General features: G+C 72.0%; 23 protein-coding genes and 1 pseudogene. 13 read left to right on the forward strand and 11 right to left on the reverse strand.

Features of this window, described 5'->3' with window-relative positions:
* The first annotated feature begins 227 nt into the window (after nucleotides 1-227).
* The 3 genes from ABD823_RS12835 to ABD823_RS12845 all read left to right on the forward strand — a co-directional run bounded on the left by ABD823_RS12835 (nucleotide 228) and on the right by ABD823_RS12845 (nucleotide 5,461).
* Nucleotides 228-2,588, forward strand: a complete 2,361-nt coding sequence (locus ABD823_RS12835) for a putative bifunctional diguanylate cyclase/phosphodiesterase (RefSeq protein WP_344859111.1) — start codon at nucleotides 228-230, stop codon at nucleotides 2,586-2,588.
* 248 nt (nucleotides 2,589-2,836) lie between these two features.
* On the forward strand, nucleotides 2,837-4,507 hold the full coding sequence (locus ABD823_RS12840; protein WP_344859112.1) for a sensor histidine kinase: 1,671 nt from the start codon (nucleotides 2,837-2,839) through the stop codon (nucleotides 4,505-4,507).
* A 243-nt stretch (nucleotides 4,508-4,750) separates the two neighbouring features.
* Entirely contained in the window at nucleotides 4,751-5,461 is a 711-nt protein-coding gene (locus ABD823_RS12845) for a sigma factor (RefSeq protein WP_344859114.1), read from the forward strand.
* Here the strand turns inward: ABD823_RS12845 and ABD823_RS12850 are convergent.
* Nucleotides 5,367-5,951: a dihydrofolate reductase family protein gene (locus tag ABD823_RS12850; RefSeq protein ID WP_344859115.1), complete on the reverse strand. Its 585-nt coding sequence runs from the start codon at nucleotides 5,949-5,951 to the stop codon at nucleotides 5,367-5,369. The genes ABD823_RS12845 and ABD823_RS12850 overlap by 95 nt on opposite strands.
* A gap of 664 nt (nucleotides 5,952-6,615) precedes the next feature.
* Between ABD823_RS12850 and ABD823_RS12855 the strand changes: the two genes are divergently transcribed.
* Nucleotides 6,616-7,011, forward strand: coding sequence for a hypothetical protein (locus ABD823_RS12855; protein ID WP_344859117.1), 396 nt, complete (start codon nucleotides 6,616-6,618; stop codon nucleotides 7,009-7,011).
* A gap of 77 nt (nucleotides 7,012-7,088) precedes the next feature.
* Here ABD823_RS12855 and ABD823_RS12860 read toward each other — a convergent pair whose 3' ends face one another.
* From ABD823_RS12860 to ABD823_RS12870, 3 genes are all read right to left on the reverse strand, one after another.
* A complete protein-coding gene (locus ABD823_RS12860; protein WP_344859119.1) occupies nucleotides 7,089-8,003 on the reverse strand; it encodes a hypothetical protein in 915 nt (304 codons plus the stop codon).
* 119 nt (nucleotides 8,004-8,122) lie between these two features.
* Nucleotides 8,123-8,344, reverse strand: a complete 222-nt coding sequence (locus ABD823_RS12865; protein WP_344859121.1) for a hypothetical protein — start codon at nucleotides 8,342-8,344, stop codon at nucleotides 8,123-8,125.
* A gap of 5 nt (nucleotides 8,345-8,349) precedes the next feature.
* Complete coding sequence (locus ABD823_RS12870) at nucleotides 8,350-8,586, reverse strand: hypothetical protein (protein WP_344859122.1); 237 nt, start codon at nucleotides 8,584-8,586, stop codon at nucleotides 8,350-8,352.
* A 305-nt stretch (nucleotides 8,587-8,891) separates the two neighbouring features.
* On the opposite strand from ABD823_RS12870, the gene ABD823_RS12875 reads away from it, so the two are divergent.
* From ABD823_RS12875 to ABD823_RS12890, 4 genes are all read left to right on the forward strand, one after another.
* Nucleotides 8,892-9,197 (forward strand): hypothetical protein, encoded by a 306-nt coding sequence (locus ABD823_RS12875; protein ID WP_344859123.1) that lies wholly within the window; start codon nucleotides 8,892-8,894, stop codon nucleotides 9,195-9,197.
* A 128-nt stretch (nucleotides 9,198-9,325) separates the two neighbouring features.
* Entirely contained in the window at nucleotides 9,326-9,862 is a 537-nt protein-coding gene (locus ABD823_RS12880) for a transposase domain-containing protein (protein WP_344859125.1), read from the forward strand.
* Entirely contained in the window at nucleotides 9,838-10,281 is a 444-nt protein-coding gene (locus tag ABD823_RS12885; protein ID WP_344859126.1) for a hypothetical protein, read from the forward strand. Before ABD823_RS12880 ends, ABD823_RS12885 begins: the two co-directional genes overlap by 25 nt.
* 252 nt (nucleotides 10,282-10,533) lie before the next feature.
* Nucleotides 10,534-10,947, forward strand: a complete 414-nt coding sequence (locus ABD823_RS12890) for a PepSY domain-containing protein (protein ID WP_344859129.1) — start codon at nucleotides 10,534-10,536, stop codon at nucleotides 10,945-10,947.
* A gap of 139 nt (nucleotides 10,948-11,086) precedes the next feature.
* Here the strand turns inward: ABD823_RS12890 and ABD823_RS12895 are convergent, their stop codons facing one another.
* Nucleotides 11,087-12,670, reverse strand: coding sequence for an ABC-F family ATP-binding cassette domain-containing protein (locus ABD823_RS12895; RefSeq protein ID WP_344859130.1), 1,584 nt, complete (start codon nucleotides 12,668-12,670; stop codon nucleotides 11,087-11,089).
* Between the two features lie 191 nt (nucleotides 12,671-12,861).
* Here ABD823_RS12895 and ABD823_RS12900 point away from each other — a divergent pair, with 191 nt between their 5' ends.
* On the forward strand, nucleotides 12,862-13,479 hold the full coding sequence (locus tag ABD823_RS12900) for a class I SAM-dependent methyltransferase (protein WP_344859132.1): 618 nt from the start codon (nucleotides 12,862-12,864) through the stop codon (nucleotides 13,477-13,479).
* A gap of 120 nt (nucleotides 13,480-13,599) precedes the next feature.
* Nucleotides 13,600-14,169, forward strand: coding sequence for an RNA methyltransferase (locus tag ABD823_RS12905; protein ID WP_344859133.1), 570 nt, complete (start codon nucleotides 13,600-13,602; stop codon nucleotides 14,167-14,169).
* Between the two features lie 7 nt (nucleotides 14,170-14,176).
* On the opposite strand, the gene ABD823_RS12910 is transcribed toward ABD823_RS12905, so the two are convergent.
* Nucleotides 14,177-14,347: a hypothetical protein gene (locus ABD823_RS12910; RefSeq protein ID WP_344859135.1), complete on the reverse strand. Its 171-nt coding sequence runs from the start codon at nucleotides 14,345-14,347 to the stop codon at nucleotides 14,177-14,179.
* A 346-nt stretch (nucleotides 14,348-14,693) separates the two neighbouring features.
* Between ABD823_RS12910 and ABD823_RS12915 the strand changes: the two genes are divergently transcribed.
* A complete protein-coding gene (locus ABD823_RS12915) occupies nucleotides 14,694-14,900 on the forward strand; it encodes a hypothetical protein (RefSeq protein ID WP_344859137.1) in 207 nt (68 codons plus the stop codon).
* On the opposite strand, the gene ABD823_RS12920 is transcribed toward ABD823_RS12915, so the two are convergent.
* Nucleotides 14,872-16,863, reverse strand: coding sequence for a Xaa-Pro dipeptidyl-peptidase (locus tag ABD823_RS12920; protein ID WP_344859139.1), 1,992 nt, complete (start codon nucleotides 16,861-16,863; stop codon nucleotides 14,872-14,874). The genes ABD823_RS12915 and ABD823_RS12920 overlap by 29 nt on opposite strands.
* Before the next feature lie 779 nt (nucleotides 16,864-17,642).
* The gene (locus tag ABD823_RS12925) at nucleotides 17,643-18,533 is read right to left on the reverse strand and encodes a LysR family transcriptional regulator (protein ID WP_344859141.1); all 891 of its coding nucleotides are present in this window, start codon (nucleotides 18,531-18,533) and stop codon (nucleotides 17,643-17,645) included.
* Between the two features lie 104 nt (nucleotides 18,534-18,637).
* Between ABD823_RS12925 and ABD823_RS12930 the strand changes: the two genes are divergently transcribed.
* Nucleotides 18,638-19,501: a DMT family transporter gene (locus tag ABD823_RS12930; protein WP_344859143.1), complete on the forward strand. Its 864-nt coding sequence runs from the start codon at nucleotides 18,638-18,640 to the stop codon at nucleotides 19,499-19,501.
* Nucleotides 19,502-19,510: 9 nt separating this feature from the next.
* On the forward strand, nucleotides 19,511-20,758 hold the full coding sequence (locus ABD823_RS12935; RefSeq protein WP_344859145.1) for an MFS transporter: 1,248 nt from the start codon (nucleotides 19,511-19,513) through the stop codon (nucleotides 20,756-20,758).
* A 129-nt stretch (nucleotides 20,759-20,887) separates the two neighbouring features.
* Here the strand turns inward: ABD823_RS12935 and ABD823_RS12940 are convergent, their stop codons facing one another.
* From ABD823_RS12940 to ABD823_RS12945, 3 genes and pseudogenes are all read right to left on the reverse strand, one after another.
* Nucleotides 20,888-21,634 (reverse strand): hypothetical protein, encoded by a 747-nt coding sequence (locus ABD823_RS12940; protein WP_344859147.1) that lies wholly within the window; start codon nucleotides 21,632-21,634, stop codon nucleotides 20,888-20,890.
* A gap of 133 nt (nucleotides 21,635-21,767) precedes the next feature.
* Nucleotides 21,768-22,208: pseudogene (locus ABD823_RS34630) on the reverse strand (MFS transporter); the annotation flags it as partial.
* Nucleotides 22,209-22,545: 337 nt separating this feature from the next.
* Nucleotides 22,546-23,037, reverse strand: a complete 492-nt coding sequence (locus tag ABD823_RS12945) for a DUF5946 family protein (RefSeq protein ID WP_344859149.1) — start codon at nucleotides 23,035-23,037, stop codon at nucleotides 22,546-22,548.
* Nucleotides 23,038-23,118: the final 81 nt, after the last annotated feature.

Below are 23,118 nucleotides of genomic sequence, written 5' to 3' on the forward strand. Positions count from 1 at the left end.
ACCTGGTGTGAGGGCCCGCGAGCAGGGTGCCGACGAAGAGGTGACCAAGGTACTACCGCCACGGCGCATGAGCCGGTTGCCCACGCGCCCGGCAGGCGGCGTCGCCTGTCGGCGCCGAGCCCAGCCTGATCCCGAAGCGATCGGCCGGGAATGCTCACATCCGGCCGCACGGGGCCGATGGGACGTTCCGACGACTCATCGGCACGCTGCACGCGAAGGAGGACAAGGTGAGCCGGCTTTCGTCTGCGGCACTCGGCTCCGCCTGCATCCGTCGTCCTCGCAGTTGGCTGGTCTACCTGCTGGCCGGGACCATGCTGGCCGCTGCCGTGCCGTGGCTGGCCGGCCTGTCACCGGTCCTGAAGGTCGGTCCGTGGATCCTGCTGCAGGGCCTGTCCGCGCTGGCCGTGCTGGGCATGACCCGCCGGCACGGCCTGGCGGTCCTGTGGCCGTGGCGGCTGATCCGCGCCAGCGTCCTGCTCGCTTGGCTGTCGACCACGCTGGGCTGGGGCGTCGGCTGGATCTGGCTGGAGATCCCCGCTCTGCTGAGCGCCTACAACGCGGGAACGCTGATCGCCTACGGCCTCTCGCTGACCGCGCTGATCGGCTTGAGCCTGCAGGCCCCCGGAGCGCGAGGCGCGGTGCTGCTGGACGCCGGCATCATCACCGTCGGCGTCGCCATGCCGATGTGGAGCTTCTTCATCGAACCGGCCATCGACCGCAGCACGCACACGGGCGCCGATCTCGTCTTCGCGTTGATCATGCCCGTCATCGATCTGTTCCTCGTCGGGCTCGTGCTGCGCCTGGCCCTCGACAACGGCCGGGCGCCGTGGTTGACGCTGCTGAGCGGCTCCTACCTCGTCATGTTCCTGGCCGACGGTCTGCATCTGCTCGACCAGGCGGCGGGCCGTTCCTACGGGCCCGTCTCCACGGTCGGCTGGCTGAGCTGGGCGGTGCTGGTGGGCAGCGCGGCACTGCACCCGTCCATGGCGGATGCGTCGCAGCTGAGGACTCCTCCCCTCGCCAGCCGGTCCCGGGTGACGTTCTTCCTGGTGCTGGCGCTGGTCAGCCCGGTAGCCTGCATCGTCGGCCAAAGAGTCCTGGACCTCGACACGGTGGCCCAGCCCCACGACGAGATCATGTTCACCGGGCTGACCGTACTGCTGGCCGTGCTGCTGGTCATGCGGTTGAGCACCGTCGCCCGCGTGGCCGAGGACCGTGCCGGTGAGCTGAGCACGGCCCTGCTCCGCCAGGAGGCGCTGCAGCGCAGCCTGTCGCACAGCGCCCTGCACGACCCGCTGACCGGACTGGCCAACCGCACCCTGCTGAGCCAGGCGCTGCACCAGGCCCTGTCTCGCGCCGCCGCCTCCGAGACGGCGCCGCCCGCGCTGCTCCTGCTGGACCTGGACGCCTTCAAGGACGTCAACGACACCTTCGGCCACCCGGTCGGCGACGAACTGCTCACCCACACCGCCGCACGGCTGCAGACCCTGACGACCGACGGCCAGACGCTCGCCCGTCTCGGCGGAGACGAGTTCGCGCTCGTGCTGCCGAGCGCCACCGTCCACGACGCGATCGCCACGGCGCAGGACCTACTGGCCGCGCTGCGGGAGCCGTACCGCCTGGAGGGGCGTGAGCTGTATCTGACCACCAGCATCGGCGTCCTGGCCGGCATGACCGTGGCCTCCCCCTCGGAGGCGCTGCGCGATGCGGACCTGGCCCTGTACGCGGCCAAGAACGCCGGCAAGAACCAGCTCGTGCTGTTCACCTCCGACCTGCGCGAGGCGCGCATGGAGCGCACCCGCCTGACGGCCGCCCTGCGCCAGGCCGTCAGGCGCGGTGAGCTCACCCTCAACTACCAGCCGGTCGTCGACCTGGTGACCGGCGACATCCGCAAGGCGGAGGCGCTGCTGCGCTGGAGTCCGCCCGGAGAGCGGCCGATACCGCCAGATGTGTTCATTCCGATCGCCGAGGAGAGCGGAATGATCGTTCCCATCGGCCGGTGGGTCCTGGAGCGGGCGTGCGCTGATGCGGCCCGCTGGTACGCCCGCCACGGTATCGCCGTCACGGTCAACGTCTCCGGCCGTCAGCTGCGCGAAGAGGACTTCAGCGACATGGTGCTGGAGATCCTGGCCCGTCACGGGCTGCCGGAACGGGCACTGATCCTGGAGATCACCGAGAGCATGCTGCTGGCCACGACACCGGCCGAGGTCCGGCGGATCACTGCATGCCTGGACCGGCTGCGCAGGCACGGGGTGCGCATCGCCCTGGACGACTTCGGCACCGGGTACTCGTCGCTGTCGTACCTGCGGAGCCTTCCGGTCGACATCATCAAGATCGACAAGTCCTTCACCCCCGCACCCGGTCACGCCGAGCACGACACGATGCGCGCGTTCACCAAGGCGATCGTGGAGCTGTCGGCCAGTCTCGGCCTGGAGACCATCGCCGAAGGCATCGAAACCCCCGAGCAGGCGGCCGTGCTGCAGCAACTGGGCTGCCCGCTGGCGCAGGGATATCTGTTCTCACCACCGGCCACCGCCCAGCAGCTCGACGGCCTGCTGCGCAGCGTCCCGTGGCGGCAGGCGGCCTGACGGCGAATCCGAACCGTCCCCGGACGCGGTCACCCCGGCCGACAGCAAGCATCCGCCTGCGCCAGGGCGATCGCGTCGATCGGTTCCGAGGGTGGAGCGAGCCGAGACCGCTGCCTCCATACGGTCGTGCCGGAAACCATCGCCGCTATCCGTAACCGCAGCATTTTGTTTCCCATAGACAACATAGAGTTACCAAAGGGGTGGTTATCTCCCCCAGATACGTGACGGCCGGAAGGCAAGGGGGCGACGTGCCGGGCCGGGAACAGGAACGGGAAGCGACGCTGCTGGCGCTGCTGGACGGCGTCACCGCGGCGCTCAGCGCCACCGACGATCTGGAATCGGCGGCACGGGCGACCCTGCGCGCGATACGCAAGGCGACGGGCTGGGTGCTGGGCCACATCTGGATACCGGAAGGCAACAGCGGCCACCTGGTCTCCTCAGGCGCCTGGACGGGCGCGGTCAAGGAGTTCCCGCTGCTGTACCGGGCGACGACCGTCACCCGGCTCGCACCGGGCACGGACATCGCCGGCCGGGCCGCGAGCACCGGCAAACCGGTGTGGTCGCGTGACATCACCCGTGATCCCGTGTTCGTGCGCGCCCGGCAGGGCGTGGACGCAGGGCTCGCAGCGGCGTTCGCCTTCCCGGTGATGACCGCCGACGGGGTGGCCGCGGTGCTGGAGTTCTTCTGCCATCAGGAGACCGAACCGGACGAGACCCTGCTGCGGGTGATGGCCGGCCTGGGCGACCAGATGGGCCGGGTGATCGACCGCCACCGCGCCCGGCAGGAGGCCGAGACCGCCCGCGCCCGGCTGGAGAAGGTCATCGAGACCTCGGTGGAGGCCTTCGTGTCCGTCGACGCCGACGGGCGCATCATCGGCTGGAACACCGCGGCCGAGCGCATGTTCGGGCTCTCCCGCGGGCAGGCCATCGGCACGGTCATGTATGAGACGATCATGCCGGTCCGCTACCGGGAGGCCTACCTGGCCGACCGGGCCCGATTCCTGGCCACCGGCCAGTCCCGGCTGATGGGGCAGCGGCTGGAGCTGGCCGCGTTGCGCCGCGACGGCAGCGAGTTCCCGGCCGAGATGGTGTTCTGGGCCACCCGCCAGGCCGATACGTGGATCTTCAACGCCTTCGTCCACGACATCACCGACCGCCGCCGTGCAGAGCAGGCGCTGCGCGAGGCCTACGCCCAGCAGCAGGCCGTCGTGACACGCCTTGAGGAGCTGGACCGGGCCAAGAACGAGTTCATCGACGCCGTCGGCCACGAGCTGCGCACCCCGCTGGTGAGCATCCTCGGCTACCTGGAGATCCTCGCCTCCGGCGACGACCTGCCCGCCGGCCGGCGCCTGCGCATGCTGGGCGCCATGACCCACAACGCCACGCGACTGCAGCGGCTGGTCGAGGACCTGCTGGCGGTCACCACCGGCGGCGAGCTGGGCATCACCCCCGCCCCGGTGGCGGTGGGCGAGATCGTCACCGAGGCGGTGCAGGCGATGCCCGCCCGGACACGCTCCGCCGACCACCCCGTCCAGGTGCGCCTCGACGCCGCGCTGCCGGCCGTCCACGCCGACCGGGCCCTGCTGGTGCGGGCACTTGGCGCCCTGCTGTCGAACGCGGCCAAGTTCTCCCCGGCGGGCAGCCCGATCACCGTGTCGGCCTCGACCGCCGCTGACGCCGTGTCGATCGCCGTCAGCGACACCGGCGTCGGCATCGACGCCGACGACCTGCCGCACGTGTTCGACCGCTTCTACCGCACCCGCTCCAGCATCGAGGCCGCCGCCCAGGGCATCGGGCTCGGGTTGACCATCGCCAAAGCCATCGCCGAGGCCCACGGCGGCGCCATCACCGCCACCAGTACTCCGGGTGAGGGCTCTACCTTCACCCTCACCCTTCCCCGCCCGCAACGGGATCCCTGACAAGGCATTGCCGACCGGCACCGTTCAGGGCCTGGACGAACCACCAGGCGTAAGCCTGGCGGGGCCGCCTATGCGTCGGCGGCCTGGACCGCATCGGTTCCACCGCGCGGGCGGCCGGGATCAAGGGCACCGTGTCGGTCCCGGCTGAAGACCGGCTCTGGCACGAATTCCGTGAGCCGACCCTCCTCAGTCGGCCAGCAGGACGCGTTGTAGCCCCCGCCACCCGCGGAAGGATTGACGACCATGACCGACGCCAGACTGCCAGGCGACGACGAGGCCGCGTTCATCGCGGCGGCCCGCTCGAATGACGCAGCACAGCTCGCGCTCATCACGGAGCGCTACCGGCGTGAGCTGCAGGTGCACTGCTACCGGATGCTCGCCAACTACGAGGACGCCCAGGACATGACGCAGGAGACGTTCCTGCGGGTGTGGAACAAGCGGGAGCCGTTCAAGGGCCACGCCGCGCTGCGGACCTGCCTGTACCGGATCGCGACGAACGCCTGCCTCGACTTCCTGGACAAGCGCAACGGTGGACTCTTCCAGCGCGGCCACGACGACTGGCGCTGCATCGCCACGACGGTCAACCGCATGCCTGCCGCCGCGCTGTACCTCCGCGCCCCCGACCAGCTGAACACCAACGCGGCAACGCGAGCACCACCGCCCCGCCGACGTTGCCGGCGGGGCATCTCCATGCCCCGAGAACGTCGTCACGGTCAACGACGCCGTCGCCTTCATCTCCACTGCTCGCTTGGAACGCGAGGAAGAGCCCGGGAAAGGGTTCCCTCATCGCCGGGGGTCACGGTGAGCACGCCGGGAAGGAACTCGGCCTGGCCTTACGAGCCGGGCATTCGGCCCGTGCTCATCGCCTCGTCTCGTATCGGGTCAGCACCACGCCGCCGGGAAACGTCCGCGTCTCGACCAGGTTCAGGTTCACCCAGCGGTCCAGCGCGGTGAAGAACGGCGTGCCGCCGCCCGCCAGGACCGGCACGGTGACCAGCGCGTACTCGTCGATCAGCCCGGCCCGCATGGCCGCTCCGGCGAGCGTCGCGCCGCCGATGTCCATCGGGCCGCCGTCCACGGTCTTGAGCCGGGCGATCTCGGCGACCGCGTCGCCGGTGACCAGGCGGGTGTTCCAGCCGACCTTGCCGATCGTCGACGAGAACACCGCCTTCGGCATGTCCCGCCAGCGGCGCGCGAACTCGGTCTCCGCCGGTGTGGCGCCCGGCTGCGTGTCGGCGGTCGGCCAGTGGGAGCTCATCGCCTCCCACAGCTTGCGCCCGTACAGCGCCAGGCCCGTCGCGTCCACCCGGTCGGACCACCACTGGAACAGCTCGGCACTCGGCGACGAGTCCGGTCCCTCCCCGCCACTCCAGCCGAGGTCGTCACCGGGCGCGGCGATGTAGCCGTCCAGGGTCACGTTCATCGCGAAGATCAGCTTTCGCATCGTGCCGGCCTCCCGTGAGTCGATCTCACTCGTACAGACGGGCGCGGCGCGGAAACCTAATCGGTGCGCGATACGCGTCCGCAGGTGGTCCTCGCGTTCCGGACTCAGCACAGCGTACTCGGCGGGCTCGGGCACCACCGGCCGGATCTCGATCTCACCCATACGCCGACGGCCCCGCCAGGAGATGCCGCCTGGCGGGGCCGCTGACATATACGCGTCCGGTGCGTGGGGTCGCCTCTCGGCGAAAGGCACAACGCGGCTCCAGCCGAACGGTCGTCCGCGAAGGCGAATTAGGTGAGGCCCGGGGACACCGAGCGCACCGGCCACGAAAGGACACAACCACCGACTGGCGGCGGATGTTCCCGCTGCCGCATCCGAACCGGTCGCGGTTCTCGATGGAGACTCGCCTCCCCGCCGCCCGCGTCCTCCCCGGCCTCGGTCCGGCCTGGTGACGGGGACGGAGGCGTCCGCTCTCCGGCGGGGACTGCGGACGATGCCGCGGCGTCGAGGGCGGCTGGGCGGCGGCCCGCGCGCGGCATCCGGGCCCCGGCGCACCGTGGCCAGGTCCTGCGGCCGACGGTCGGGAGCGACAGTGCCGCGACCCGCATGCGGTTCGTGGCTTCGGTACCCCTACCCGGCGGAGGCTCGCACCTGCGGACCTGCGGTGGCGAGATCGGCTGAGTCCGGGAATCCTCCTGGCGTCGGGACCTCACCGGCCGACTACCCCATCCGTGGCGGCTCGGGCATCCGCGACTACATCCACGTCTGGGACCTGGCCGCCGCGCACGTCGCCGCGCTGCGCGCCTTCGACGAGGTCCTGTCCGGGCAGCGGCGGCGCCATGTGATCAACCTGGGCACCGGCACGGGCACCACCGTGACCGAGCCGGCCGGCGCCTTCAACGCGGTGGTCGACCCTCCGGTCGCGGTCGCCGAGGCGCCGCGCCGCCCCGACGACGTGGTCGGTGCCTGCGCCCGCAGCGACCGCGCCGTCCGGCTGCTCGGGCGGAAGGCGCGGTACTCGATCACCGACTGGGCGGGCGCTCCGCGACTCCGCCGGTAGGCCCGCTAGCCGTGTGATCAGAGGAGGAGCCCTCCGCGGCGCGCGTGCGATCAGGCCGGAGACGGGCACCGGGCGGGTCATCCCCTGGGGAGGGCGCGGCGGCGCAGCCGCAGGCCGGCGACCGCGGCGAGGGTCACCAGCAGACCGGTCGACACGAGCACCCGGCCGTCGGGACCGGCGTCACCGCCGCCGCCGGTCGCGGCTCCTCCCGCCGGGGTCACGATCACCTTGGTGCCGCCGCCGGCGGAGGAGCCGGCCGCACTCGTGGTGAGGTCGCGGGCCGGCTGCGACGTGGCCGGTGCGGAAGCGCTCGCCTGGGCGGTGACGGTCGCGGTGACCGTATGGGTCGGCCGGGCGCTCGCCGTCGCGGTCGCGGTGGTGCTCGGGCTCGGCGTCACCGGGGCCGGGTCGGCCGGAGTGCCGTCGGCGGAGGCGATGGTGAGGGGGTAGGTCGTCAGCGCGTCGGCGTTTCGCACCTCGCACTGGATCGACGGCTCCGTGGGCCGGGTCCCGACATTGATGGCGGCCGGCCGTACCGTCGCGGTGCCCGCCGCAGAAGAGGTGGTCTTCAAAGGGACCACGGCCGTCGGCAGGGGGATGACCTGGCCGGGGCCGAGGGCGGCGAGTTCGCTCACTCCGGTGGCGGAGGTCAGGCCGGGCAGGCCGCTGATGGCCGCGTACGCGTACCACTTGGTGCCGCCGGCCAGTCCCGCGGCGGGGACTTTCAACGCGGTGGCGTCGCTGACGTAGGTGCCGCGCCAGCCGATGGTCATCTGCTCGCCCGCCGTGGCGTCGGCCGGCATCGTCAGCTCGATCTTGACCTTGACGTCCTGGTCCCCGGCCGCGCCGGTCGTGCTGCACCGGTACTCGACGATGTCGGTGATGACGACCGTCTTCTGCCGCGCGTCGGAGACGGTGGCGTGTGCCGGTGGGCAGAGCAGGGCCAGGGCGCCGGTCACGGCGAGGACCGGGGGGATCGGGCGGGTGCGCAAGACGACTCCTGATGCGACAGACGGGGCACAGGAGAGACGAGGAGCACCGGCGTCCGGTTGACACCATTGGCCCCTTTCTTCCACTGGAGGCAGGACGGCCGATCCACCCGGAGCCCCTGTCAGGCGCACATCCAGCAGTAGAGCAACTGGTCGCGCTCCTTCGCGCGGCGCGCCAGTCCGACGAGATCCTCGGCGACGGACCTCAGATACTCCATGTCGACCGAGCCGAAGCGCGAGAATTCCTCGGTCTTCGCCCAGCGCTCCACCAGCGTCGGCAGCCGTGCGTCATCGGCGCCGGCGAGCAGGTCACGCACGTTCACCGACAGCTCTTCGATGCCCACGCCGCTCAGGTAGGGCGCGTCCTCCGCAGGGCGCCCCACTCCTCGTCGCTCTGCGGGGCCGGGGAGGGATAGGGATATGAGGGATACACGGTCGTCGTGGTGACCAGCTCTGTGGAGGGGTCGGCATCGGCGATGAGCGCCGCTTCGCGATCGGCGGCGCGGTAGTACTCGAAGAAGAGACCCATGGGAACGATCCCGTTCAGGTAGCGGGGGACGAAACCGACGTCAGGACTGACGGACAAGCTGGAGGAGGGGACTGACATCCGGCACCGGTCCCATCGGCCGGCAAGGCCATCCGCACACTGGACGACCGATACAGGCGGCTCCACCTGTGAGGAGCCGGTACAGACGTGCCCGCCCACCCCGTGCCCACGACCGGCTCTCGCAGCCAGCACAGCGGTTTTCAAAAGAGCTGCGTTCCGGGTGGCGACATGCCCTTCCACCAAGGCGGAAGCACCACCCTCACGCTCCCGCAATGAAGATCACCCCGCGTGTATCCCGCACCGGCCGGCCTTCATGATGACCGGGAGATCAAGAAGGTGACGCCATGGAGGACCACCAACGCGCGCTCGTCGGTCAAATGGCCGAGCGCATCAACCTATACGACTCGGGTGAGATCTCCCTGCACGAACTGGTCGAAGACCTCCACGGCTTGTTCGAGGCGGCTGACCCCCGCAGGCTGAGCGCCAGGGATTCGTTCATGGAGCTCTGGGCCGAACTCGATGCCGGGAGCGAACTCAGGACCTCACCGTGGATGCCTGCCGGACTCGCCGACGATGCTCGCCTACGTGAGATCCTCAGCCAGCTGCGTTCTTGGATCGAGTGGCACGGGTCTGCGCCTCCTGATCCGTAGGTCCCCGAACGGTCTCCAGGATCGTTCAGAGTCGTTCGCCCTGCTGCTCGCTGGGACTCCGGCCGTTCAGATCCGTCCAGATCGGTTCGTGATCGTCCGTAACCATCCGTCGAAGGACTGGATCTGCGTTGATCATCGAATCTGCCAGGCCCGTTACCCCCAGCGCTGCCGAAACAGGCCACTCACCCGGCCCCGCGACCGATGCGGTATTCGCTCCCGGACACCTGGGCGAGTTGACCACCTTCGCGCCCTTCGAACTCGTCGATGCCATCCTTGACGAGACGCGCACCGTGCAGCGGCGCCTGCGCGAGCTGCCCTCGCGTGTCGGGGTCTACTTCCTGCTGGCGATGTGCCTGTTCCCCGAGGTCGGCTACCGGTTGGTCTGGCGGAAGACGACCTCGGGACCGACCGGCCCCGCGGTGGCGATGCCCACCGCCCAAGCCCTGCGCGACCTGCGCCGCAGGGCCGGCACCGCGCCGATGCGCCGCCTGTTCGGGGTACTGCGCGCACCCGCTGGCCCAACCCAGGACCCCTGGAGTGAGGTTCGGGCCCTACCGCACGGTCTCCTTCGACGGCTGCAGCTCCCTGACAGCTCCCGACACCGGCCGCGACCGGGCCTGGCTCGGTTCCGCCGGCCACGGTGGCTACCCCCTTGGTGGAGCTGATGACGCTGGTGGAGGCCGGGACCCGCGCCCTGGTCGGTGCGATCTTCGGTCCCACCAGCCAGGGCGAGACCGGTTACGCCCGGCGCCTGCCGCACCTGCGCGACGGCAGCTACCTGACGATGATCGGCACGGTCAAAGTGCGGATCATCGACGTGCAGATCGCTGTGACCTGCGCCGACGGAACCGTCTTCACCGGCTCCTACCGGCTGGCCACCACCCTGACCGACGCCCGCCGCTACCCGGCCGCCACCCTGACCGGCCTCTACCACCAGCGGTGGGAGCACGGATCGGCGCACCTACGCGTTGCGCCACACCCTCATGAACGGGCGCATCCTGCGCTCCGGCGACCCCGCCGGACTCGAGCAGGAGATGCGGTCGGTGCTCACGCTCTACCAACTCCGCAGGAGGACACCATGTAGATGGTCACGCTCCGGGCCGCCGCCGTACGCGATGCATGAGGCGGGACCTCCACGGACGGCCACCGGGCCCCGGAGATCCCCGCGGCGCGGATCCGCCCCGCGAGGTTGAAGACGGGCGGCCCGCTGCCGGGCCGGCCGCTTAACGATTCGTTAGGGACCTCGCAGCGTCCCGCTATCGCCTCGGCGGGCAGCCTCGGAAGGGTCATCGCGAATCCCGGTGATCGCGAACCTCACGGACACGGAGGAACCCCGATGCGCAAGCCAGTGATCATCCTTTCCGGACTCGCCCTCGGCGCGCTGACCGCCGCCGGCGGTGTCGCCTTCGCCGAGCACGGCGGGAGCGCCCAGAGCTCCCCGTCCCCCGCCACCACGGCCACCGCCGCCCCCCGGGACACCGGGGACACCCGCGACGCGGACGACGCCGGCCTCACCGCTCGGCCCGCCGTCCTGGCGGAGCAGGCGCAGCGCACCGCGCTCTCGCAGGTGAACGGCGGATGGATCGTCTCCTCCGAACTGGAGAGCGAGGGCGGCACCGCCGTGTGGGAGATCGGCGTCGCCGACGGCAAGGGCGCCGAGCGGGAGATCGCCGTCGACGCGGCCACCGGCAAGCTCGTCCCGGCGACGGCCGATGCCGCCGATGAGGACGACGGCCAGGACGACGACTGACCGGGTGCCCACCGGGCCGGGCCCGGTGGCCGCGGCGCCGCCGATGCGTGCGGGCCTGACCGCCCCCGCCGGTGCCGAGTCCCCGGTACGGAGGACCCGGCGCAGAGGCCCCGGCGCGGAGGATCCGCCCCGGCGGGCCTCAGGCCAGCGGCACCAGACCGGCGTAGCCGGGGCTCCACAGGTCCTCGGTCCCGCCGGGGAGCAGCAGCACCCGGTCGGGCCGGAGCGCCTCGACCGCGCCCTCGTCGTGGGTGACCATCACGACCGCCCCCCGGTAGGCGCGGACCGCCTCGAGGGTCTCCCGGCGGGAGGCCGGGTCGAGGTTGTTGGTCGGCTCGTCGAGCAGCAGCACGTTGGCCCCGGAGCAGACCACGGTCGCCAGCGCCAGCCGGGTCTTCTCGCCGCCGGACAGCACGCCGGCGGGCTTGTCGGCGTCGTCGCCGGAGAACAGGAACGACCCCAGGATCCGCCGGACCTCGCGGTCGGTCAGCCCCGGCGCGGCGGCCGCCAGGTTCTCCCGGACCGTGCGCCCGTCGTCGAGCGTCTCGTGCTCCTGGGCGTAGTAGGCGAGCCGGAGGCCGTGGCCGGGGCGGACCAGTCCGGCGTCCGGCCGCTCCCGGCCGGCGAGGACGCGCAGCAGCGTCGTCTTGCCCGCGCCGTTGAGGCCGAGCACCACGACCCTGCTGCCCCGGTCCACCGCCAGGTCGACTCCGGCGAAGACCTCCAGCGAGCCGTACGACTTGGCCAGGCCCACCGCGGTGAGCGGCGTCCTGCCGCACGGGGCCGGTTCGGGCAGCCGGATCCTGGCGACCTTCTCCGCGCGCCGTTCCGGCTCGGTGGCGGCGAGCATGCGGTGCGCCCGGCGGGCCATGTTCCTGGCCGCGACCGCCGTGTTCACGTTGGCGCGCATCCGGCCGGCCTGGGCGAGCAGCGCGTCCGCCTTGCGCTCGGCCGCGGCCCGCTCCCGCCTGCGCCGGCGCTCGTCGGTCTCCCGCTGGGCGAGGTAGGCCCGCCAGCCGACGTTGTGGACGTCCACGCACGCCCGGTCGGCGTCCAGGTGGAAGATCCGGTTGGCGGCCGCCTCCAGCAGCCCGGTGTCGTGGCTGATCAGGACCACCCCGCCCCGGTAGGCGCTGAGGAAGCCGCGCAGCCAGCCGGCCGCGTCGGCGTCCAGGTGGTTGGTGGGCTCGTCGAGCAGCAGCGTGTCGTACCCCGCGAACAGGACGCGGGCCAGCTCGACCCGGCGGCGCTGCCCGCCCGACAGGGTGCGCAGCGGCCGGGCCAGCACCTGGTCGGGCAGGCCCAGCCCGGCGGCCACCCGCGCCGCCTCGCCCTCGGCCGCGTAGCCGCCGCGGGCCTGGAACTCGGCCTCGGCGCGGACGTACGCGCGCATCGCCCTGTCGTCGGCGGCCATCGCCTGCTCGGCGGCGCGCAGTTCGCGGACGATGCGGTCGAGGCCGCGGGCGGACAGGACCCGGTCGCCCGCGATGACGTCCAGGTCCCCGGCGCGGGGGTCCTGGCGGAGGTGGCCGACCGTCCCCACCCGGGTGACGGTGCCCGCGGCGGGCACGACCTCCCCGGCGAGGATCCGGGCCAGCGTGGTCTTGCCCGCGCCGTTGCGGCCGACGAGGCCGATCCGGTCTCCGTGGGCGATACGGAAGGAGGCCCGGGAGAGCAGCAGGCGGGCGCCGACGCGCACGTCGACATCGACAGCGGTGATCATTGAGGTTACGCTCCGTGGTTGCCGAAGGACACAGGTGTGATGCGGGACCTGGTCGGCCGGCTAGGAAATACGGGGCGTAGCCATGCCGGGGAGGCTAACCGGGACGGCCCGCCGGGCGCATCCGGTTTTCCCGGGCGGGCGCCGGGGGAGGGCCGTCCCGGGCGGCGCGCCGGAGGCGGGACAATGAGCGGGTGGCACATTACTTCGAGGAGCGGCCCGAGAGCGCCAGCCGTCCGGGCTCGGTCACGCTGGTCCTCCCCGACCTCCATCTGAGGCTGGAGACCGACAGCGGGGTCTTCTCCCCCGAGCGGGTCGACCAGGGCACCCGGATCCTGCTGGAGAGCGTCCCCCCTCCCCCGGCGGAGGGCGACCTGCTCGACCTGGGCTGCGGGTACGGGCCGATCGCGCTGACGATGGCCTCCAGGGCGCCTCGGGCGACGGTCTGGGCGGTGGACGTCAACCGCCGTTCCGTCGAGCTGTGCGCCAGGAACGCACAGACCGCCCGCCTTGACAAAGTAAGGTCAGTGCACGTCGACGAGGTTCCGCCGGATGTCCGGTTCCGCGCCATCTGGTCCAACCCGGCGATCCGCATCGGCAAGGCGGCCCTGCACGAGATGCTGACCCGCTGGCTGTCGCGCCTGACACCGGACGGCACCGCCCACCTGGTGGTCCAGAAGCACCTGGGCTCCGACTCCCTGCAGCGGTGGCTGAACGAGCAGGGCTGGCCCGCGACCCGGGCGGCCTCCCGCTCGTCCTACCGGATCCTGCGGGTCGAGGCGCGGCAGGAGCCCGGCGGCGGTGGGCACTGACGGGGGCGCCGGCGGAGGCACAGACGGGGCGCCGCCGGGCCCGCGGCATCCCGCCGTACGGCGGGGACGGACGGTTGAACGACGAGAACGACGAGAACGACGAGGAACGGTGAGCGAGCGATGACCGCCAACCCCCGCAGGCAGCTGCGGCCGACCGACGTCAAGCGGCTCAACCGCACCTGGCGCAGGAACACCCAGGGCCGGCTCGCCCTGATCGTGGAGTCGGTGACCGGGCCGTTCAACATCGGCTCGATCTTCCGCACCGCCGCCGCCTTCGGCGTCGAGCACGTCTGGCTGGCGGGCAACGCCACTCCCCCGACCAACCCCAAGGCGCAGAAGACGGCCCTGGGCACCGACCGGCTCGTCACCTGGGAGGAGCCGGTCCCCGCGCCGGAGGCCGTGCGCGCCGCCAAGGCGGACGGGTTCCGGGTCGTCGCGGTGGAGCTGACCGGGGACGCCGTGCCCCTGCACGAGGCGGATCTGTCCGGAGACGTGTGCCTGGTGGTCGGCAGCGAGGACCACGGCTGCTCCCCCGCGCTGCTGGAGGCCGCCGACGCCGTCTGCTACATCCCGCAGGTCGGCAGGGTCGGATCCTTCAACGTCGGGGTCGCCACGGCGATCGCCGTGGCGGAGGCCCGCCGTCAGGAGTGGGCGGCCCTGGAGCCCTCCCACTCCTTCGGGGCGCAGTGAGCGGCCGTCAGCCGCGCACCCTCGACGAGCGCAGGAGCCTGGTCGCGAACACGGCCGCCGCGGCGACCAGGCCGATGATCAGGGCCCACTTGAGCAGGCCGAACAGGAAGCCCAGCACCGAGCCGAGCAGGAAGAGGGCGAGCACCGCGGCCGCCACGATCAACAGGATTCGTCCCATGGCTCCACGGTAGGTTCCGGAGCGGCCGGGCGGCAGGGCCGCGGACCGACATCAGGGACAAGCCAGGGTCACCCCCTCAGGGGCGCCCCGGGGAAGGCCGGGCCGGGCGGGAGGGGCCGCCCCGGGCGGCGGAACGCGCGCGGAGGGCCGGGGCGGGGCCGCGCGGGAGCGGGTCAGACCGGCGGGGCGGGCGCGTCGTCGTCCCGCGCCGGTGCGCCTCCCGCGTCCCGCAGCAGCCGGACCAGGGCCGGCGCTCCCCCGACGCCCCGGCACGACCGCGGCGGCGGCCGGCAGCGCGGCGCCCGCCGCTCCGGCGAGCAGCGCCAGCAGCCAGACGGCGGCCGACGTGTCGTCGCGCTCCAGCCGCCGGATGCGCTCGGCCGCCCCGGTGAACTCGGCTCTGGCCCGGGCCCGCAAGCCGATGGCGGAGAAGGCCCCCTCCCCCGCCCGGCAGCGGACCCTGCGCACGGTCGACGACGCCGGCGTGCGCAGGATCGTCACCGCGTTCGCCTACATCCTCGCTGTCAGTCCAGCGCGCGCCGCCCTCCGGTGAGCGGGAGCGTCACCGAGCTGTCGCCCGGCTTGACCTCGACGCGGGTCCCGGCGGGCAGGCGGAGGGTGAAGTCCCGGTCGGTGGAGATCAGCACGACGCCGATCCGGTGCCCGGCCTTGAAGACGTGGTCGCCCGGCTGCAGGTCGAAGGTGAAGTCGTAGAAGCGGCCCTCGCGCAGCAGCTCGGTCCTGGCGGCCGAGTGCCGGTTGCGCACGTCGAGCCAGCCCCTGGTGACGACCTTGAAGGGGGCGGTGACGGTGACGTGCTCGGCCAGCCGGGCGCAGCCGGTGTCGCCGGGCACGCCCTGGCCGTAGCAGACCGGGGTGGGCCCGTAGGCGACCTGCCCGTAGGCGCGGGCGTCGGTGCCGTAGTCGACCAGCAGCGCCGTCAGGTACGGCGAGCGCCCGCCGGAGAAGGCCGCCCGGACCTTGATCTGCGGCGTGCCGGACAGCCGGGTGTCAGCGGTCAGCGGCGCCGACAGGTAGGCCAGTCGGTTCGGGTCGGCAGCGCTCTCGTTCTCGGCGAGCTGCTCGGCGGTGCGGGCGGGGGCGTCGGTGAACGACTCGACCGCGCGGCCGCCCTCGCGGTGGTCGCCGTAGTGGCCGCGTCCGGGGCTCAGTGTGCCGCTCCCCCCACCGGAGCCCGCGGCCAGGTGCAGCCGCACGTCGCGGGTGCCGGGTAGCGGCCACGTGGCGTGCTGAGCCCACTGGCCGGGGCCGTGCTCCACGTCGGCCTGCGGCTCGTTCATGATCCCGTTGCGCAGGCCGTACAGGTGGAAGTCGAACCAGCGGTGCAGCTGGCGCAGCCACTCGGCGTTGCGTGAGGCGAAGTTGAACGGGTTGAAGTGCGCGCCCTGGTGGAGCCAGATCTTGCGCGGCACGCCCCGCTTCGCGAGCGCCTCCCACCACTGGACGGCCTGCTTGGTCTTGACGTTCCAGTCGTTGAGGCCGTGCACGAGGAACACCGCGGCCCGGACCTTGCGGGCGTCGGGCAAGTAGTTGCGCTCGTGCCAGAAGCGCGAGTAGTCGCCGGTGACACGGTCCTGGTCGCGTTCGATGCCGTCCATCAGCGCGCCGCAGACCTCCTGCCCGTTCTCCCTGGTCAGGACGTAGCGGGCCAGCACGTCGGCGTCCTCGCCCTGGTAACCGCCGGGGGCGACCACGCCGCCGTTGGCGCGGTAGTAGTCGTACCAGGAGGAGATGGCCGCGATCGGCACGATGGTCTTCAGGCCCTCGACGCCGGTGGCGGCCACGGCGTTGGGCAGGGTGCCGTTGTAGGAGACGCCGATCATGCCGACGTTCCCTGTGGACCAGTCGGCCCGCACCTCGTCGCCGTCCGCGTCGAAGCCCCTGGCCCGGCCGTTCAACCAGTCGATCGCCGCCTTGGGCCCGGCGGTCTCGTTGGGCAGGCCGGTGGTCGGGCAACCGGTGGCGCGGCCCGAACCGAGGTTCTCCACCAGCGCGATCGCGTAGCCGCGCGGCAGGAAGTAGTTGTCGTAGTAGCCGGGGAAGGGCGGGGCCGTGCTGGAGCGGGCGCCGGGTTGCCCGGTGTCGCCGAACATCTGCTCGCGCAGGTCGCGGAACTTGTTGCGGCGGTACTCCATGCCCGCGGGGTCGGAGCCGTCGAGGTCCACGACGTGGTTGGCCACGTCGTTGCCGCCCGCGTAGTACGGGCTGGCCTCCATGATGACCGGCACCTTCAGCCCGTCGGCGGTCGCCGCGGGGCGCATGATGTCGACGGCGACCCGGTCGGGGCGGCCGTCGGCGTCGCTGTCGGTCCCGGCGACCTCCACGAACACGGTCTCGGTCAGGGCGTCGGCACGCGAGTGGACGGGCCGGGTCTCGTTGTCGGTGATCGGGGCGGGCACCGGAGGGGACGGGGCCTGGGGTTCGGCCGCCGCGGGCGGGGCGCCGAGGGGTACGGCCAGCGCCAGGGTGAGCAGGAGCGTCTTCCAGCGGTTCATCGAGGGGGGCTCCCTTGCGGGGTCGACGAGGATTGACGACTCGTGTCAATGTCCGCCCTCGTGATCTTCCTTGGCAAGATCCGGAATGTAACGAATCAGCGCGTTCCGGAACCGGGCAGGTCACAGCGCAAGGTGTTCCGACGCGGCAGGCTACTTGCGCGGCGGGTGCCGTACTGCTCCGCTGAGGGGAATCCGCCCTCCCCAGGGCGGGGCCCATATGCGCCAGCGGCTACGTGCGCTCCCTGGTCCCGCGGCCGGCGAGCATCCGCTCCAGCAGTTCGCCGGCAGTCGGTCCCGGTCGGCGCGCGTTGATCTCCTACAGGTCGGCGAATGGCAGCCGACGCTCTTGGCCACCGGTGGTCTGCCCCGGGTCCTGTGGAGTCGCGTTTCTGGATTGTCATGCCACGATGGTCGTGTTCTCGGACTCTACCGGGGTCAGCATGCCGAGGCTGCTGTGCCGTCGTTGCCGTCGCGGATGAAGATCGGCTCGGCGTCGACGGTGATCTCCGGGTAACGGGTGGCGAGTACGTGCCCCGTACTTCCAGTGGGTGGCGGCCCGACGCCCGTCGAGCAGGCCGGCGGCGACCAGCACCGCCGTGCCCGTGCAGACCGACTCTCCCGGGCCAGGCCGCGGACGTGGCCGACCGTCTTTTACCGGCGCGCTCGAAAGCCTTCAAGCTGCTACCCGGCAGCGTCACCCGCCACCGTGAGGTCATGACGACGGCACACGGGCGCCAGGGACGCCAGGCGGGAGCGGGGCCGGTTCCGAGGCGCGGCCTTCACCGTGCGGCCGCGTTGCGGAGCGCGGTGAGCAATCCGTCGAGGACGGGCCGGCTCGGTGATGCCTCCCGTACGGCCGCGTGGATCGCCCTGACAGGTTCGGGATTGCGCACCTTGCGGATGACGACGCCCGGGTGGCGGTTGGTCAACCCCATGCTGGGGATCAGGCTCAACCCGAGGCCCGCGGCGACGAATCCCTGCGCGGTGGGGTAGTCCTCGCTCTCTACCGCGAAGCTGGGACTGAATCCCGCCGCGGCGCAGCCGTCGAGGAGCGCGTCGAGGCAGGGACCGGGACGCTCACTGCGCACCCAGGGCTCCTCGGCCAGGTCGGTCAGGTCAAGGACCCGTTTCGCCGTCAGCCGGTGTCCACTGGGGAGGACGGCGCGGTAGGGGTCGTCGAGCAGGTGAACGAGGCGGACGCCGTCATACCGGCGGTTGCGGGAGGCGACCACGATGGCCAGGTCGGCCCGGCCCTGCGTCACCTCGGGCAGGGGGTCCTCGGGGTCGGTCGTCTTCAGGTCGATGCGTACTCCCGGGTGCTGGGTGCGGAGCCAGGCCACTGCGGGCGCCACCAGGGCGGCGCCGGCGGTGGCGAAGTAGCGGATCGTCAGCTGCCCGGTGCGTCCGGCGCGCAGGTCGGCCAGCGCCGCTTCGGCTTCGGCCAGCTGCCTGCTGATGACGGCCGCGTGTTCGGTGAGCAGCCGCCCGGCTGCCGTGGGCTGCACGCCCCTGCCGACGCGTTCCAGCAGCGGCGTCCCGGCCTCCTTCTCCAGTGCGGCCATCTGCTGGCTGATGGCCGAGGGCGTGTAACCGAGGTTGGCCGCGGCGGCGGTCACCGAGCCGCTGGTGACCACCGCGCGGAGGATCTGCAGCCGCCGTACGTCAAGCATGTAGGGCAGCTTAATGGATCTGTAGAACTTTTCACTTGTCCTGTCGAGTTGAGTCGGGAAACCTGGCTGGGATCTCACGAGGTGAAGGGGTTCCGGCAATGCGTATGGCGACACTCGCGCTTCTGTGGGGTTCGGCGTTCCTCTGGATCAAGCTGGCGTTGAACAACGGGCTGACCCCTGTCCAGATCACCGCCGCCCGATCCGCGCTCGGCGCGCTCGTGCTGCTCGCCCTGGCTCGGGCGGCCCGTCAGCGCCTCCCGCGTGACCGCGGGACGTGGGCTCGCCTGACCGTCGCCGCCTTCTTCTGCAACGCGTTGCCCTTCTTCCTGTTCGGCGCCGGAGAGCAGAGCGTGGACTCCGGAGTGGCGGGGGTGCTCAACGCGACGACCCCGCTGTGGTCCCTGCTCATCGGCCTGGTCGTCGGCACCGAGCGCGGGTTGTCTCCGGTACGGCTGGCCGGACTCCTTCTCGGGTTCGCAGGAACGCTGCTGATCTTCGCTCCTTGGCAGGAGCGCGGTCTGATGAGCTGGGGCGCGCTGGCCCTGCTCGGCGCGGCGGCCAGCTACGCCATCGCCTTCGCGTACATGGATCGGCGGCTCACCGGGAGGGGGACCGCGCCCCTGGCCCTGTCCGCGGCCCAGCTCATCGCCGCCACCGGGTTGAGCTTCCTGGCCCTGCCCGCCGGTGGCGCGCTGGCCGGGCCGAGGCCGTTGGGCGTGCTCGCCCTCGTCGTCCTCGGCGTCTGCAGCACCGGAGTCACCTTCTACCTCAGCTACCGCCTCATCGCCGACGAAGGCGCGACCAGCGCGGCCACGGTCGGCTATCTGCTGCCGGTCGTCTCGGTGGCGCTCGGGGCGATCGTGCTGGACGAGGCGCTCGGTCCCCGCGTCCTGGCCGGCATGGTCGTGGTCCTCGTCGGCGTCGCCATGACACGGCACACCACGCGCACCCCCGCTCCAACCACCTGAAACGGAACCATGCACTCCGACTCGGCCTGGCGGAGCCCCGGCTTCCGCGCCCTGTTCACCGCGACCGCCCTGAGCCAGCTCGGCGCCAACATCAGCTACGTCGCCGTCCCGCTCGTCGCCGTCTCCGCGCTGGACGCCGGCCCTGTCCAGGTCGGCATGCTGGCCGCGCTCAGCACGGTCACCTTCCTCCTCATCGGCCTGCCCGCCGGCGCGTGGGTGGACCGGATGCGCCATCGGCGGGTGCTGATCACCGCCGATCTGGCCCGGGCCGGTCTGACCGCCTCCGTCCCGCTGGCCTGGTGGTCCGGCTCGCTCACGCTCGGGCAGTTGTACGCGGTCGTCCTGCTGAACGGCTGTGCCACGGTCTTCGCCGACGTAGGCTCCCAGAGCACGCTGCCACGTCTGGTGGGCCGAGACGGCCTGGTCCAGGCGAACGCCGTGATCGTCAGTCTCATCGCCGCCGGCAACGTCGCCGGACGCGGCGTGGGCGGCGCGCTCGTCCAGCTGCTCACCGCACCCGTGGCCCTGTCCTGCACCACCGTCACCCACCTCGCCTCGGCACTCCGTCTCCTGGCCCTGCCCGGCGCCCCGGCCGCTCCCCCCGCAGCCGGAGCCCCCGTACGGCTGGCAGCGCAGATCGCGCAAGGCCTGCATCATGTCTTCGGGCACCGGGAGCTGCGGGCACTGGCGTTCACCGCGACCCTCACCAACCTCGGTTCCTCGATCGTCAACACCATCCTTCCGGTGCTGTTCACCCGGCAACTCGGACTCCCGGCAGGAGTGCTGGGCCTGTTCTGGGCCGCAGGCGGAGCCGGTCTGCTGCTTGGTGCCCGCTGCGCCCGCAGGGTCTCCGCGTGGCTCGGATACGGGCGAGCCCTTGGCCTGGCCGGCCTGTGCCTGGCCCCCGCCGGGCTGCTGGTGCCGCTCGTCGGCCACGGTCCCTGGCTGTGGCTGGCCGGAGCAGGCTGGCTCCTGGCCATGGTCAAGACGGGCATCGACAACGTGCTGGGAGTGAGCCTGCGACAGCAGCTGACGCCCCCTGACCTGCTCGGGCGGATGAACGCGACGTTCCGTTCCGTGCTGACCGGTGCGCTCGCGGCCGGCTCCGCCGTGGCGGGGGTTGCCGGTGAACTGGCCGGAGCCCGCGTCGCGCTGTGGATGGGCGGCGCCGTGCTCGCCTCGGCCTTCCTGCCGGTCTTCCTGTCACCGGTGCGCACGCGCCGGCACCTGCCCGGCGCCGAACCCGTGCAGCGATGACGGAACAGATGCGCGCGGGACGACCACCCGCGACCGACGTACAGCAGTCAGCGCCCGCGGGAGCCTTCACGCCGACGGCCGTGGATGCGGTGGAACGGCCGGCCTGGCAGCGCTGCTCATCCGCGGCGATCACTGGGTCACGTGCTGTTCGTCCCGGCTCCTCCCCTCTCGCCCGGCCGCCCGGGAGCGGGTGACGACCGCCACGACGGCGGCGGACAGGGGGAAGAGGGCGACGAGCGCCGGCGTGCGGAGCGTGCCGATCGGCGTGGCCGCCGCCCCGGTGAGGGCGGCGGCCACCCCGCCGGCGACGAAGGACGTCAGGTTGAACAGACCCATGCCCGCACCGCGCAGCGGAAGTGGCAACCGCGCCGGCAGCTCACCGATGATCGCTACCTGGGCGACGGCGAACGCGGCGAGACACAGCGAGGCCGCGAGCACCGCCGGCCAGGGACCGCCCTGGCCCGTCGCGGTGAAGACCAGGGCGACGGCCGCCGCCAGCGCGGTGGCGGCCAGCACCAGGCGGCCGTTGCGCGCACCGAGCAGACCTGCCCGACGCGACAGCACCGCGCCGATCGCGGCGCCGGGCAACAGCGCGGCGCCGATGCCGAGGACGCCCCACCCGTATGCACCGGCCAGGATCTGCGGGACCGCGTACATGGCGGCGAACAGGCCACCGAAGATGCCGGCGCCGGTCGCAGACTCGATCCGGTAGGCCGGCCGCCCGACGACCGCGCGCGGGACGAAGCCGTCCGGCCGCCGGACCACCCGCCAGGCCAGCACGCCGGCGGCGAGCACGAACCCCGCCGCGAGAGCCGCAACGACGGGCATGCCGAGCTTGAGCGTCCTGGCCTGGATGAGCACGAGCAGGGTGCTCACGCCTACGGTCAGCGCCGCGGCTCCAGCGACGTCGATCGGACGGCGCGACCCCGGCCGTACGGCCGGCCGGAGGCAAAAAGGGGGCCGCCAGAACGGACAGCACCGGCAGCACGAGGGTGACCCGCCAGCTCAACCAGGTGGTCACCACGCCGCCGAGCAGCGTGGCGACGGACGCGAAGATCGCCATCACCACGCCGTATCCGGCGAGCACCCGCGTCCGTTGTTCTCCGTCCACGTTCGCCAGCAGGGCGGCGCCGACCGCTGTCGCGCCTCCGGAGCCGGCCGCCAGCAACAGCCGCCCGGCGACCAGAACACCGAGAGAGGGCGCCGCCACGCACACGAGCGCACCGGCGGCGAGCATCAGCGACGCGATCAGCAGCACGGCGCGCGTCCCCCGGGAGTCCGCCAGGCGTCCGAAGACGGCGGTGCCCACACCGAGCGCCAGCGCGTGCACGGTGAGGAGCCAAGCGACCTCCGCGGCGTCGGCCTGCAGTGCGAGGGCCACCTGAGGCAATGCCACGGCGGCGGCCGTGACGCCGAAGACCGGCGGCCCGAACAACCCGCCGAGCCGCACGGCGAACGCTCCGCTCGCGGGCAGGCTGACGACCTCTGCGGCCTCCGCGCCGACGACCAGGGCCTGCGATGGGGGACAGCCATTGAACAGCTCCTTCCGAGATCGGGATCGATTGCAGCCCGGGAAGCAGCCGCTGACCAGAAGCGCTTGTCACCCACACTCATCACCGATCGAGATGAATCGAGGCGCGGGCAACCGCGGGCGGTGGCGTATGTCGTGGCTGTCGCCGAAGAGGGCGGTTCCTGCCGCGCCGCCGAACGGCTCAGCCGCCGCCGCGCGCAGGCGCCGGCCTTTTGCAGCTCGGCATGGTGTGGGCGGGTCCAGCCGCCCTGGAACATCAGGCCCGCTGAAGGGATTTCCAGGACTCCACAGTCGCTTCGGCGATGGCCTCGATGTGGTGTCCGTATGTCAGATGACCGTCAGCCACGAAACTGCCGCCCCTGAACGGCAACCCGCAGAACGTGGCGCGGAAGTGCCGGGGAGGTCCGCCCGGCGGGAGTGGTTCGTATACCGCCAATGGCGCCATGTCGTAGCCCGACCGTGCCCCATGCTTGTTCCGCGCCACCTGATGAGCCGCTACGCGAAGCAACGCGTCAAGACCCTTGTCCAGGTACAGCTGCAGCTGGCGGAACTGGCCGTCGAGGTACTTCTCGTCAGCTCTGTATGGGTGCTGCAGGAGATACGCACAGACCACAGGCGCGTGCCACCGGTACATCCGAGGATCGGTCTGCTCTTCGGAGAGGATTGCGTGGTAGTAGTCCACGCATACGCCCAGCGGGCCGGCGACTGCACCGCAGTCGCACTCAGTCGCGTCGGGGTTGTCTGCCATGATCCGCACCATAGGTGACCGGCAAATGAACCGCGCCGGGTTTCGTGGAGGCCGGGTTATCTGGCTCCGGCGAGGATAGCC

It is taken from the genome of Planomonospora alba (assembly GCF_039534085.1).
Lineage (GTDB): Bacteria > Actinomycetota > Actinomycetes > Streptosporangiales > Streptosporangiaceae > Planomonospora_B > Planomonospora_B alba.

Coding starts and splice junctions, on each gene's coding strand:
- ABD823_RS12845 (WP_344859114.1), top strand. CDS start 4,751: ATGACCGACGCCAGACTGCCAGGCGACGACGAGGCCGCGTTCATCGCG.
- ABD823_RS12850 (WP_344859115.1), bottom strand. CDS start 5,951: ATGCGAAAGCTGATCTTCGCGATGAACGTGACCCTGGACGGCTACATC.
- ABD823_RS12875 (WP_344859123.1), top strand. CDS start 8,892: ATGGAGGACCACCAACGCGCGCTCGTCGGTCAAATGGCCGAGCGCATC.
- ABD823_RS12890 (WP_344859129.1), top strand. CDS start 10,534: ATGCGCAAGCCAGTGATCATCCTTTCCGGACTCGCCCTCGGCGCGCTG.
- ABD823_RS12895 (WP_344859130.1), bottom strand. CDS start 12,670: ATGATCACCGCTGTCGATGTCGACGTGCGCGTCGGCGCCCGCCTGCTG.
- ABD823_RS12905 (WP_344859133.1), top strand. CDS start 13,600: ATGACCGCCAACCCCCGCAGGCAGCTGCGGCCGACCGACGTCAAGCGG.
- ABD823_RS12910 (WP_344859135.1), bottom strand. CDS start 14,347: ATGGGACGAATCCTGTTGATCGTGGCGGCCGCGGTGCTCGCCCTCTTC.
- ABD823_RS12920 (WP_344859139.1), bottom strand. CDS start 16,863: ATGAACCGCTGGAAGACGCTCCTGCTCACCCTGGCGCTGGCCGTACCC.
- ABD823_RS12925 (WP_344859141.1), bottom strand. CDS start 18,533: ATGCTTGACGTACGGCGGCTGCAGATCCTCCGCGCGGTGGTCACCAGC.
- ABD823_RS12930 (WP_344859143.1), top strand. CDS start 18,638: ATGGCGACACTCGCGCTTCTGTGGGGTTCGGCGTTCCTCTGGATCAAG.
- ABD823_RS12935 (WP_344859145.1), top strand. CDS start 19,511: ATGCACTCCGACTCGGCCTGGCGGAGCCCCGGCTTCCGCGCCCTGTTC.
- ABD823_RS12945 (WP_344859149.1), bottom strand. CDS start 23,037: ATGGCAGACAACCCCGACGCGACTGAGTGCGACTGCGGTGCAGTCGCC.